The following is a 14,033-nucleotide window of genomic DNA, read 5'->3' on the forward strand; positions in this document are numbered from 1 at the left end:
TTGAAGTTTGTTTATGGTTTTGTTTGTCAAATGTAAAAAAAATAATTCAAATGCATTTTTACGCTCATTTTTGTAGTAAACTTGACTATACAGTAAAATAGTTGTCAATAATACATTCGCATTTGTGTTTTTTCCATTCAATTATTGAACCCCTTTGTTGCTTTCATAAGCTTTGTGATTAAAATGTTAAATTACAGATAAAAAATGAATTTTAGTATACTATTTGATTCTAAATTAAAGAATCAAATAAAAAATAAAATGAAAGTTAGAATAGGACGCGTAATACTAGGATTGTGTATAGTATTTCTTGTTATACTTAGTGTAAAATACATGAAAAGGGAGATAACCAAAACGAATTTTTTTGTCGGTCAATATTCTGGGGTTGTATTATTTGAAAATGAAGATACTGTAATTCAATGCCATAAAGGACACATTAGAGTGGTCAAGATTGGAAATAGAGCAAGTTTTTTCTTTAGCCATGATATTCCAACATTGGCTGAGATTACATTCAAGAAAGTAGACGGAGCTGCAATGATGTCTATCGATGCGGAAGAAACCAATTACATCCGATTGGATCGCTATAAGTTGGAGATATTGTTCTCAATCGAAACTAAAAATTATACGGTGTATGCAATGAGAGAGTAAAAATAGTGGGGACTTATTCTTACCTTAATTTGCTTGATTAAGCAATAAAAGTGTGATTGTTCATGGAAATAGCCTTGACTTTTGGCGTCAGGTCTAATACGTTGCGTTGTCTAATTTTAGGTACAGGCGTAATTAGCTGTTGGTGTCGGCCTTCAATAAGTTGCTTGTGCGTAATTTTTTTGAGCATTTGCACTTCTTGATTCTCTTTTTTTAGCTCAATCAACAAGTATTTTACAGTAGGAAGGTCACTATTGTTTAGCGTTTTATTACCCTTTAAAAAACCTTGTCCCTGGAAAAAGATATCAGAGATGGAACCGTCAGACGCATCTAAGTGATGCTCATTTTTCTTGAGTAACTTAGAAAGTTGATTGCTGTACAACGTGCTTAAATGTGTGGCTTCATCTCGCGTAAGAAATAAAGGAATAAGCTCTAAGTTTTCGCCAATAATTGCGTACACCTGTAGCACAATTGGCTCATTGAAATCCAAGAAAAGTTGGATTTGAGTGGTTAATTCAGTAGTTTTCATTGCAGATTTTTTTTTGGTTTTGTACTTAAATATACGCTTTTTTTTAATTCGTTCCTCAGAATTTGAAACGGAAGAGTGAGGCAAATAGGAGGATATTGCTGGTAAAAAGAAGTAGAATGCCTTGTTGTGTCTTTATTTATCACAAAAAAATGAAACGGAAGAGGAGTTATTATTTTTTTCTTCATTTTTAATTTTTTGTATTTTTTAACTAAAAAGGAATCCTTTGAAGGATAGTCGGAGCGAATTTTTTTTAAATTTTTATATAGGGGTAAGTTCTTGTTAGTAAGCTTTTTAAATTTGTTGTTATTTGCTGTTTTACGCAATTCGTAAAGTGCTTTTCTTTAATTTGTTGAATGTTAGTTAAATATTTGTAAAAGAAATGTAAAAGAGTATTTTATTTATATAAAATACGAAACGTAATACTGAATTGAAAAACACTAAATTTAGATAAGCAATAAATCTGCATTGAAATAAATTCAGGTCCCCATTTTGATTGTTGTATTATTATATTTGTGTTTGATAGTAAGCCTATGTTTATTACATAGGCTTTTTTGAGTTGCTTCAATTTAGTTCACCCCTTATGGGAAGTTAAGTCTACCTGAAAGCAAGTAATAGTAACCCCTAGATCAACTAATATTTATAATATATAAGCAATATCCTCTGTTATATTTGCTTTAAAATAGCAATTTTAATGAACTTTAGAATAATATTTTGTATTCTGATTACTACAACGGCTAGCCAAGCTCAAAATAACACCTTCGATAGCCTGTATCAGCAGATGTCGGAGGTGTCTTCTACATCGACTCCACAAACTGCGCTATCGCATCTAATGAAGCTTGAACAAGCCTCTACTACTAGCGAAGAACAAATAGAAGTTTATATGTTGCGGGCATCTTTGTTGCGGCAATACGGCAATAGAGACCGCGCAATTGTAACGCTAAAACAAGCTGATAGCTTAGCAGCGAGATATAAACATCCGAATCTACAAGCAAGAATACAAGGAGCTTTGTCTACCTTGTACCGTGAAAATGGTATTGAAACTTTGGGTAAGCTGTCGTTGATTAAAGCAAAATACTGGAGTGAGGCCATTCGTAATCCGATCGAACTGAGTATTTTAAAGGGAAATTTGATGCAAGAGCAAGCCTATTATCACATGAATGCAGCATTGTATACGGATGCAATTAAAAGCTTGTATGAGGGAAGAAAAGAATTTGAGAAAATAGAAGACGCTAAATTGCGTTTTTTTCATTTAGCAAGCACAGATCAGTTAATCGGAGAAAATTATATTCGTTTAAAAAACACGCCAAAGGCTATTGATATATTGAGTAATGCCTTAGAAGAGTTAAAGAATTCAGCCTATCCCGAAAGTCCTCTCAAAGGCTTTATTTATAATAGCTTAGGTATGGCGCATTTAATTGGCCAAGATTATGAAACATCGTTTTCTCTCTTAATGAGAGCACAACAAGTAGGGGAGCAAGCTGATTTTTTGGAATTAAAAAAACAGGTGCTAGCTTCTTTAAAAGAACACGCTAAACAAATAGGAGATAATAAACAGTATGTTTTCTATAATGAAAAATACATGCAATTGATCGAACAGCAATTGGACGCTCAAATGAAAATTGCCGATTTTCTTGTAGGCTCTTATTATGAAAAAGAAGGCGAGACGAAGGATGCGTATAAAAAATATGTGCTATATAGTTTATCTATAGGAAGTGGTATGCTTGTTTTTATTTCGTTGTTTTACTACCGTAGAAGAAAATACAGCAAAGAAAATGAAAGTAATTCTCGTATACCTACTCCAGTTATTGTCCCCGTTGTTGCACCAAACGAAGTTGTGCACAAAACAATAGACACTACACCCGTGGATCACGGTTATATTGCAAAGGAAACGGAGGAATTAATTCTGCAAGGGATTCAACTATTCGAAGCGAGGAAGGAATTTTTAAAGCATGAAATCTCGTTGAGTAAACTTGCTAGTCAAATCGGCGTGAATCACCGGTATTTATCGTATGTCATCAAGCATCATAAACAACAAGATTTTTCAAGTTATATCAATACGCTGCGCATTGATTATATTGTCATGTTGTTGCAAGAGAATCCAGAAACCCTGAAATACAAAATTAGCTATTTAGCTGATTTGTGTGGATTCGCCTCTCACAGTCGCTTTACGATTACCTTCAAGCGTATTAAGGGGATTTCCCCTTCCTCTTTTATTGAGCAAATCAAAGACAAAAACTAATTTATTCCAGCTTTGACGCTATATTTTGTTCAGGTTATCAAAAGGTTATCTTATTGATTAGGGTAGTCTTGTGTCAATTTTTTTGATGAAATTTAAGTAGTCAAAAAAAAAACGATGGAACACTACCAAAAACATTTATTTTTCGTTGATTCTGGTGTAACTGTTGCAGTTGACAAAGAAATCAATGTACTACAGCGTCGATTTGGCTTTTCAGAAGAAATGCGCAAATTAATTTTGATCCAAACGCAAAGTGGAAGCGAAAATGCCAACTATTTAGGTAAACGTGAAAGTAAAACTGAACCAACGGTTATTCAGTGGTACACTTTTGATGGGGTAGATGAGGTATGGGATATTATAGAACGCAATGAAGATTGTATTCTATCGGATTATTTGTTTGTTTTTGCACAAGATCAGGAGGGAAATCAATATGCAGAAATTACCAAGGGAAAGCGCAAGGGACATATCGTTTGGCTCAATGCCTTATGTTATGCAGATGTAGATAGTTTGGAGGAGTTGATAGAAGAGCGTTTGGAACAATTAGGAGCATCTCCCTTGTGGATGGATGAAGAATTGATTTTTAATTTATTGTATACTGATCATCAAATGGTAGAAATACGAGCCAATTCTTTGGACTTGTTTCTAGCTTAAAAGATAAAAAAGAAAATTACTTATTCACTGGAGTAAGAATTGATGCGTTTTTTTAGTTTGTCAGGCCTGTATATTCGTATGCAGGCTTTTTTAATGAAACAAGCGGGTAATCAACTTGATTACCCGCTTGTTGTATTTGATTGTTTGAATCAACGAGGCGGCTTAGTTTCTAGGCTTAGCCAAGTGATCAAAGAAGTATTGTGCAATTTTCGTATTCAAGTGAACGCGATCAAGTCCACGTACATTGTGTTCATGTGTAGGGTACAAGAAGTAATCTACTTGCTTATTTGCTTTAATACAAGCTTCAATGAATAGCATCGAGTGTTGTTGTACAACAACAGGATCTTGTGCACCGTGAATAATTAATAATTTATTATCTAATTGAGTCGCTTTGTTTAATAAACTAGTACGCTCATATCCTTCCGGGTTTTCTTGAGGCGTATCCATGTAGCGTTCTCCATACATGATTTCGTACATTTTCCAATCCATTACGGGCCCACCTGCAACACCAACTTTAAAAATTGAAGGATGGGTAACGGACAAGGTTGTAGTCATGAATCCACCAAAGCTCCAACCGTATACTCCAATTTTTTCTTGATCAACATAGGGAAGGGACTGTAAATATTTAACCCCTTGCATTTGATCTGCCATTTCATTTTGTCCCAGTTGACGGTGAATTACATGTTCAAAATCTCTTCCTCTATTGAAACTTCCTCTATTGTCAACCGTAAAAACAAGATAACCTTGTTGAGCCATGTATTGGAAGAATAAAGATGAACCACCCAACCAAGTATTCGTAATTAACTGAGCATGCGGTCCTCCGTATACATACACCATAACAGGGTAGGTTTTCGTAGCATCAAAATTAGTAGGATAGATTACGCGCGCATTTAACGGTGTTTTTCCATCAGCCGCTGTAAGGGTAACCAATTCCATTTTAGGCATGTCAATCACTCCTTGGTAAGGGTCCTTAGCCGTTAAGAGCTCAACTTCTTTTTGATTCGATGCTTGTACAATAGAAACAGTTGTAGGTACTTCAATGCTGTTAAAAGAATCTACGAATAAGGTTTTATCTTGGTTGAATACAATGTCATGTGTTCCTGTACGAGTCGTCAGCTGTTCTGTTTTTGCTTTTTTAAGGTTTACTTTAAACAACTGTCTATCCAATCCTTGATTGGTAATTCCAGTATAGTATACATTTTTTCCTTCTTTGTCAAAACCTAGAACTTCCTCTACAATAACAGAAGCATGGCCTAAGGCTTGGATGAGTTTACCTTCCGTTGAATATAAATACATTTGACGGTAGCCTCCTCTTTCAGATAAATAAAGGAATGATTTGCTATCTGCTGGATTGAAAATCAAGCCTTGAGAAGGTTCGGTATAGGTAGTCGATTTTTCTTCAAATAACGTTCCTTCAAATGCACCTGTCGCTGCATTGTACTTATTTACTTTCAGGTGATTTTGCTCGCGGTTTAATACCCCAACGTATACATAGTTCCCAGAAGGATCCCAAGTAACCATCGTTAAAAATTGATCTACATCTCCTGTTTGTAAGGTAACTTTAGCATGGGTATAGACATCAAAAATAACCAAGGAAACACGTTCATTCGCCATGCCTGCCATAGGGTATTTGATGTTTGTATTTTCAGCTACTCTAGGGGTCCACTGTACCAGTGGATAATCACTTACTTGAGATTGATCATTTCTATAGTACAATAATTGTTCTTGTTTTGGACTCCACCACATTCCTTTGTTTATACCAAACTCGTTGCGGTGTGTATTAGAACTACCATTAACAATAGCTGCATCAGTATCTTGAGTAACTGCTATCTGTTGTCCTTTTTTATCACTAATTACAATATTGTTGTCTTGCAACCAAGCAACATAATCATAGTTTCTGGATACAATATGTTCCTGGCCTTTTGCAGGTACTTTTTGAAGAACCTCTACTTTTTTATCTTGTGTATTGTATTGCAATAACCATCTGAATTTTCCCTCTGTATCTAAAATAGAGAAATTCATCGTTACATCGCTTTTCCAACGCATATCAGAAGGAAATGAAGCTACTTTAAATTGAGCCTCTGTGATTGATTGACTAATTGCTTGATTGAGGTCTGCTGCTGTAAGTAAAAAAGAAGATTCCCATTGTACAGATGACGTACGGATAAACATACTATCTCGTTTGGTATTCAAATGCGTCAAAGCATTAGAAGATTTCCAACTCGGTTGAGTAAGTTTTTCAGGTGCAAAAGAAGTATACTGCCCTAAAGTTGCTTCTTGCATAGTCAAATTGCGTTGAGCAAAGAGAACATGGCTTGAAAGTATAGCTAGAGCAAGTAAATGTATTTTTTTCATTCTATTGTGTGATTAATTTTATCGTGCACTAAGGTAGGGTTTTTTCTCTTTTGTGACCAATAGGATGTTGTATTTGTCTGTCGTTTCTTCTATAAAAAAGAGAAAATAAGGGAGAAAAAGGAGTAAGCAGCGAAGCCAAAAAGTTCTTTTTAAGAAGTTGTACTTCTAAATGAAGTGAAATGCAGTTTTTTTGCAAAAACAAAACATTCTCAAATTGAGAATTTATAAATAACAATGCTGTATATTTCACTAGAGAATGAAATAAGCCTTAGGAATAAGAAGTGTAGTATGTTTTATTTGATAAAGATATAATAAAATGAGCGATGTTTTTAAATAGATATATTTGGTTGAGCAATTGAGGAAGTTGCTTTCTACCATTTAAATGTTTTAGGTTAATATGAACCACAAATTATTACTTGAATTTATGCACCTTCTTTTCGAATTTGAAAAGGAAACTGAGGGAGGTTTATTGCCAACCTATGCCCAAACGATCGATGGATTTAAGAAGTGGATTCGCGAAACAAAAGAAGAATCGATTCCAAGCGAGGCTTTGGAATCTACAGCTAGAAAGCTAACAACAGAACAACAGATTACATTAGCCTTATTTAAAATGGCCAATTACAGTAAAATGTATTGGCGCTCCCTGTTGGCGGATGGATCTCTAACAAACCAAGATAATTGGATTGTTTTATTGAATTTGTCGATACACGGTGAAATGACAAAAATGGAATTAATTCGCAGAAGTACACAAGAGAAGCCTACTGGGATGCAAATCATCAACCGCTTGATTCAATTAGAATTTGTACTTCAGAAGGATTCGGAAGTAGATAAAAGAAGTAAAATTATAGAAATTACTCCAACAGGACAACGAGAATTACTAATTCAAATGAGTGAAATTCAGCGTGTTTCCTCATTAGTTACGGGAGATTTACGTCCGAGTGAAAAACAACAGTCACTTTATCTTTTAAACAAGTTGATGGATTTTCACGAAGATGTATTTAAGGAAAACAAAACAAAAGCAGAATTGCTTAACCTTGCCTTTCAACAGAAATAGGTCTATAGTTAATTTAGTTAACAGTTAACAGTTAACAGTTAAGTGTTAAGTGTTCACCGTCCACCGTTAACCAAAAAACTATCGCTTCAAATCCACCTCTTTCAATGGAATGAGTTTTGTTTTGTATTTCAACTTATGGTAAAAGTAGAAGAATAAGAAAAAAGGAATACCCATATAGGTAATAAAGATCCCATGCCAATCGACGATTCCTTCAAAAATCATTTTACTATCTTGACCAATGATCACACATAAACAAAGGATAAAAGCAAAGATGGGGCCAAATGGAAACAGTTTTGCGCGGTACACCAATTGTTTAGGATTGTGACCTTGTGCAACATACGCACGTCTAAAGCGGTAGTGACTAATGGCAATACCCAACCAAGCAATGAAACCAGTTAAACCAGAAGCTGCTAAGATAAAATCAACGGCTTTTGGCGTGATCGATTGAATGATAAAAATAAGCAATACCACCAAAGCGGTCGCTAATAAAGATAGAATAGGAACCCCATTTTTATTGGTTCTACCAAATGAACGATGAGCCATTCCGTCTTTCCCCATCGCATACAACATACGAGTAGAAGCGTACATACCTGAATTACCCGCAGAGAGAATAGAGGTTAAGATGACCGCATTCATTAAAGCTGCAGCAAATGCCCAATGCGCCTTTTCAAAAACTAAGGTGAAAGGGGATTTGGCTATTTCAGTGATGTCAGCACCTAGAAGCTCCGGACTGGTATAAGGGATAATCAATCCAATCACAAAAATAGAAAGGATATAAAAGATTAAAATACGCCAAAAGACCTGCTTGATGGCTTTGGGAATATTTTTCTCAGGATTCTCAGACTCTCCAGCTGTGATTCCGATTAGTTCTGTCCCTTGAAAAGAGAATCCCGCAATGAGGAATACTCCTAAAACAGTAAGAAACTTACCTGAAAATCCATCTCCTATAAAAGGAGCATCTCCAATAGTGAAGTTTTTAAAACCAATGTATTCGCCTCCTAAAATACCGAAGATGGTCAATAAACCAACCCCTAAAAAGACAATGACAGTAATTACTTTAATAAAGGCAAACCAATATTCGGATTCTCCGTATGCTTTTACAGATAAGGTATTTAACCCTAATATAATTCCAAAGAATAACAAACTCCAAGCCCAAGGAGGAAGAAAACTCAAAGGTTCCCAATACGAAATAACCAAGGCAGCAATCGAAACATCGACGGCTACAGTAATAACCCAATTGAACCAGTAATTCCAACCCAAAGCATACCCAAGTGAAGGATCTACAAATCGGGAAGCATAGGTGCTAAATGATCCAGATACAGGTAAATAGGTAGCCATTTCACCTAAGGAGGTCATTAAGAAATAAACCATTACACCAATAGCAATATAGGCTAATACCGCACCTCCAGGTCCTGCTTGGTGAATGGCTTCACCACTGGCCATAAATAAACCAGTTCCAATACAACCGCCAATGGCAATCATGGTTAAGTGTCGAGCTTTGAGTTTGCGCTGTACGCCAGAATTATCGTTGTGTTCTTCCGTCATTTTTAGTTCATTTCTAACAAATGTAATTATTAATCATGGGGAACGATACTTTTTCTGCTAGAATATGCGAAAAAGATATGCAATTGTAGTCTTCTCTTTCTTTTTTATAACTGATTTCTTCGATGTTTTGCAGCCTAAGGAAGAGAAATTGAATAAACTTGTATGTTAAAAAATTAGGAAAACAGATAGGCTTTAAATGACTGTAAATTGTCTTATTCTCTTATATTTTGCGATATTTGTTTTGTTTTCGTTTTTTAAATCAAATATTTTTTTGATTACTTAGTTTCGAGAATGTTTTTTTAACTAAATTTTTGTTTAATTTAGTTCATTCATAGTAGTAATAGTAAAAAAAAATTTATGGCAAAAAGAAAACAATTACTGAAGGGAGTGCTACTCGCTCTCTTAGTAATACCTGCATTTGTCCTAGCCTCACCAAAGATTAAAGTTTGGATGGAGGATAGAGGAATGCATTGGTTTGAAACGAGTAGTATCTTAAATGTACTAGGAGGAAGTGATGAATCAACTTTATTTTTTGATGATCCTACTACTTGTACCGTTATCACTACTCTTCCCTTTGTTGAAACCTTTGCTTCCGATTCTCCAACAAAAGAATGTTGGACGGTTGTAGATGGAAATGAGGATGATAATACTTGGGATTTAAACTACGGTAACAATCCTTATGTAGGAGATCAAGTAGCGATATTGTATACCGATTACAATGATGGAGATAATGATGATTGGTTAATCTCACCAACCATTCAATTGAACGGCAATCAACGCTTGCGCTATTTTTATCGTGTTCAGTCTCAGGGTGAACCTAATGATTTTAGAGTGATGCTGTCAACAAGTGGAACCGCACCAGCTAATTTTACACGTGAATTAGTCCCACTGAATCAATACTCTAATATAGAGTACCGAGAAGAAATCGTGTATTTAGCAGATGAAAATGGCACGCCTTTTACAGGAAATGTCAATATTGCTTGGCATGTACCACCGGGAGGATTAGATGGATGGCGTTTATATATTGACAATGTTATTGTGGAAGATATTCCAGCTTGTCCTACGCCGAGCGGGATAACGGTTTCTAATCGAACAGTAGATAGCGCGCAAATCAATTGGACGGCGGGGTACCAAGAAGAGGAGTGGGAAGTAGCTGTACAAATAGCTGGTACGGGTGAGCCTACTTCAGGTGTAGAAGTACAAGCCGCTACTTATAACGCAACGCAGCTTATATCGAATACAGCATACGAAGTATATGTTCGAGCGAAATGTACAGACGATGAGTCTTCTGATTGGGTTGGACCAGTGAATTTCAGTACTCAAATGGTTCCGACTGCATTGCCTTTTATAGATGATTTTGAAGGAACAAATAACTTTGTATTCCTCGGCAATAAAGTGAATAAATGGGTTGTTGGTACTGCTGTAAATAACGGTGGAACGCACGCCATGTACATCAGCGATGATGAAGGGGTTTCGCATCATTATGAAACAGATGATGAAGATTGGGAATCAACGGTTGCACATGCGTATAAGGATTTTACTATTGATGCCGATGTCAATGAATTACAACTAACTTTTGATTGGCTCTGCATGGGAGAAAGTGAGTTTTGGCCTAGTGATTACTTTAAAGTTTGGGTGGTCCCTACTGATTATGTACTAGTGGCCAATGAAGAAATTGACGAAGATGAGGATGGAGTGGTTCAAATTGGACAGTCTAATTATTATTGGAATAATGCCTTCCGCAATGAATTAATTTTCTTTGATGGAACGCCTTATGCAGGCAGTACAATGCGTTTAGTTTTTGAATGGAGAAACGACGGTAGTAGCGGTACACAACCTCCTGCTGCTATTGATAATGTCAATTTGAGCAAAGTGCTTTGTAGTAGACCTCAAAATTTAACAGTAAATGCCGTTACTGGAACAAGCTTTACTGTAGGTTGGACACCTGCAACTGGCGTAGATAACTACGAGTTCTTATTGAGAACAAATCCATTGCCATTAGCTTTGGATACTGACGTAGCTACACATAGTGCTACTGGAAATACCTATACATTTGCCAATCTTACTACGGGTTCTTTTTACTATGTGTGGATGAGAACGGCTTGTGATGCAACAACCAAGAGTAAATGGATTGGGCCTATTGCGGTTAATATCCCGAATATGACAGCTCAAGCGCTACCGTACAACGAGTCTTTTGAAGAAGATGTCTATTTTCAAACGACTCAAAACAATTTTCATCAGTGGGTAGCTGGAAATGCAGTAAGTGCCTACGGAACTCGTTCTTTGTACGTAACGAATAACAGTGGAGTTATGAATACCTACAACGTGGACGAGGAAACGGTAATTCATGCATTTAAAGACTTTATTGTTCCTGCAAATACACAGCAGCTCGATATTTCTTTTGTATGGCGAGCAATGGGTGACTTTGATGCTAGATGGGATGATGAACCGAATGATTTCATGAAGGTTTGGATGGTACCAGCCTCATTTACACCAACAGCAGATACACCAATTACCCCAGCTGCTAATCGCATAGAGATTGACCCAACTACCTTGTTTGTCAATGCAAATCAATTTACAGTTCAGCGAAATGTGGTCGATGTGACAGCTTTTGCAGGCCAAAATATGCGCCTTGTTTTTGAATGGATACAAAATTCATATTCAGGAACTCAACCACCTGCAGCTGTGGATAATATCGTAGTTAAGATCTATACATGTAAAGATGTGACAGATTTGAATGCCTTGTTAATTGAAAATACAAATAATTTTGAAATAACGTGGACTCCTGGACCAGGACAAACCAAATGGGAGGTTTTTATTATCGAAAATGGAGAGCCATATCCAACGGAATCGGATACAGGGATTATAGTAGAAGGTGATCCTTCTTATATCGTAGAGGATGTACCAGAAGAGACGTTCTATAAGGTGTTCGTACGCCCTATTTGTTCAGATACAGAAAAAGGTTGGTGGACAGGACCTAAAGATTATTCTATCTTTCATCCTCCTGGATGTGCAGGAATTACTTTAGATGATATTGAATTAAATATTTCGGCGGATGGCGATTATATCATCTGTTCCGATGATCCGTATACATTAGATTTAAAAGCAAACTATTACGATATCAAAGCAACAACAGATTATACAGTTGAAGCGATTGACTATACACCACCATTCCCATTTTTCGGAGGAGATGCTGTAAATTTGACTGTGGATGACGATTGGTCGGACATCATTGATTTAGGATTCGATTTTTGTTTTTATGGTAATAGTTACAACAAAGTCTTAATTTCCGCCAATGGGGCAATTACATTTAGTATTGAGGGAGTTGTTCCAGGAGGTTTATATGAACCAGGTACTCGAGGTGGATGGGAATTTTTTGATCCTATTCCTTTTGTAGGAGATTTTGGAAATCCTCCGTTTGCCAATGCAATATTTGGTGTTTTACAAGATACTAATCCTGAAGAATCACCAGATAATTATTCAGTAAATTATCAGATTCTGGGTTCATATCCATGTCGTGCCTTAGTATTTAATATTTATCAAATGGGAATGTTTCAATGTGGATATGATGAAGATGATATTGAAGGAAGCACTGCAACTACTCAGGTTGTATTATATGAAGGAACAAATATTGTAGAGGTGTATGTGAAAAATAGAATACCATGTGAGGGCTGGAATGAGGGTAATGGTTTAATAGGGATGCAAAACCAAGACGGTACTTTAGCTCACTTTCCAGCAGATAGAAATACAGGTGATTGGACGGCACAAAATGAAGCTTGGCGCTTTACGCCGAACGGAGAGTCTATTGCTAGTTTTGAATGGTTGAAAGATGGTGAGGTACTTACTACAGATACAGATATTACCGTAACGATTGAAGAGTCTACAACGTATACGGGTAGAATTAAGTATGAACACTGTAATGGTGAAGAGATGGTCATCGAAAAAAGCTTTAAGTTTTTGAAAGAACCAATGATTCTAGGAACACCAAAAACAGTATTTGATTGTGCGAAAAAACCAGGTAGTATGTATACGTATAATTTGGATGAAAATATTCCAAATGTACTGCAACAGTTAAATGTAGATGACTTTACGATTGAATATTATGCCACAGAAGCAGAGGCTGAAAATGGAGAAAATCAGTTGGAAACGCTACATACAACTACGGATCCATTGGCAGAAACCATCTTTATGAAGGTTACTAACAACATTACAGAATGTTCTAAAACAGTAAGTTTTAAATTGGGAATTAATACACAGCTAGGGGCAACGAAAATAAAAGATATTTTCGTTTGTAAGGAGACAATACTCCCAGCATTAGCCGAAGGAGAAGCGTATTACACAGCACCGTATGGAGCGGGAACTCGATACAATGCAGGGGATCGATACGATGTGGTAGGAGTCAACACCCTTTATGTCTATCACGAAGATGAGAAGCAATGTTATGGGGAATCTAATTTTAAAATAGAGATTTTACCAGAGGTGTTTGCTCCAGTATTGGAAAGCAAGGTACTTACATGTGAGGTATTTACCCTACCAGAACTTCCTGCGGATAGTAAATATTACACCGGAGAAGGGGAAACTGGAATAGAGCTTTTTGAAGGTTATGAGGTCATCGTACCAATGACTATTTATATTGTAACACGAAACGGAAATAAAACAGTGTACTGTTATGATGAGAGTAGCTTTACCATTGATTTTGAAGATTGTCCTTTACCTAAAGGCTTCTCGCCAAATGGAGATGGAATCAATGATTCTTTTGATTTAACGGAGTATGGCGTAGCCAAAATACAAGTGTTTAATCGAAATGGAGTAGAGGTATATAGTCATGGTTTAGGATATAAAAATGAATGGATGGGACAAGATAAATCCGGAAATAAATTACCTTCTGGTACGTACTATTACGTGATTGTATCCCATGGTAAATTAAAAACAGGCTGGGTACAGTTGAATTATTAAGGGGTTAAGAGTTGACAGTTAAGAGTTGACAGAAAATAAGCTGAAATGAAAAAGCCAATCCTTGA

The 14,033-nt window shown here is 36.2% G+C and carries 8 protein-coding genes; 5 read left to right on the forward strand and 3 right to left on the reverse strand.

The window, feature by feature from the left end; genetic code table 11:
* Positions 1-258 precede the first annotated feature (258 nt).
* Positions 259-645: a hypothetical protein gene (locus ACUTSE_RS14810; protein ID WP_445640800.1), complete on the forward strand. Its 387-nt coding sequence runs from the start codon at positions 259-261 to the stop codon at positions 643-645.
* Positions 646-682: 37 nt separating this feature from the next.
* Here the strand turns inward: ACUTSE_RS14810 and ACUTSE_RS14815 are convergent, their stop codons facing one another.
* Complete coding sequence (locus tag ACUTSE_RS14815) at positions 683-1,171, reverse strand: hypothetical protein (RefSeq protein WP_445640801.1); 489 nt, start codon at positions 1,169-1,171, stop codon at positions 683-685.
* A 691-nt stretch (positions 1,172-1,862) separates the two neighbouring features.
* On the opposite strand from ACUTSE_RS14815, the gene ACUTSE_RS14820 reads away from it, so the two are divergent.
* Both ACUTSE_RS14820 and ACUTSE_RS14825 read left to right on the forward strand, forming a co-directional pair.
* Positions 1,863-3,410, forward strand: a complete 1,548-nt coding sequence (locus tag ACUTSE_RS14820; protein WP_445640802.1) for a helix-turn-helix domain-containing protein — start codon at positions 1,863-1,865, stop codon at positions 3,408-3,410.
* Positions 3,411-3,524: 114 nt separating this feature from the next.
* Entirely contained in the window at positions 3,525-4,058 is a 534-nt protein-coding gene (locus ACUTSE_RS14825) for a hypothetical protein (RefSeq protein ID WP_445640803.1), read from the forward strand.
* Between the two features lie 162 nt (positions 4,059-4,220).
* Here the strand turns inward: ACUTSE_RS14825 and ACUTSE_RS14830 are convergent, their stop codons facing one another.
* Positions 4,221-6,413: a DPP IV N-terminal domain-containing protein gene (locus ACUTSE_RS14830; RefSeq protein WP_445640804.1), complete on the reverse strand. Its 2,193-nt coding sequence runs from the start codon at positions 6,411-6,413 to the stop codon at positions 4,221-4,223.
* 397 nt (positions 6,414-6,810) lie between these two features.
* On the opposite strand from ACUTSE_RS14830, the gene ACUTSE_RS14835 reads away from it, so the two are divergent.
* Positions 6,811-7,467: a MarR family winged helix-turn-helix transcriptional regulator gene (locus tag ACUTSE_RS14835; protein ID WP_445640805.1), complete on the forward strand. Its 657-nt coding sequence runs from the start codon at positions 6,811-6,813 to the stop codon at positions 7,465-7,467.
* Between the two features lie 78 nt (positions 7,468-7,545).
* On the opposite strand, the gene ACUTSE_RS14840 is transcribed toward ACUTSE_RS14835, so the two are convergent.
* On the reverse strand, positions 7,546-9,012 hold the full coding sequence (locus ACUTSE_RS14840; protein WP_445640806.1) for an amino acid permease: 1,467 nt from the start codon (positions 9,010-9,012) through the stop codon (positions 7,546-7,548).
* Between the two features lie 357 nt (positions 9,013-9,369).
* Between ACUTSE_RS14840 and ACUTSE_RS14845 the strand changes: the two genes are divergently transcribed.
* Complete coding sequence (locus ACUTSE_RS14845; protein ID WP_445640807.1) at positions 9,370-13,968, forward strand: choice-of-anchor J domain-containing protein; 4,599 nt, start codon at positions 9,370-9,372, stop codon at positions 13,966-13,968.
* Positions 13,969-14,033: the final 65 nt, after the last annotated feature.

The organism is Myroides sp. TSA_177.3 (genome assembly GCF_052691955.1).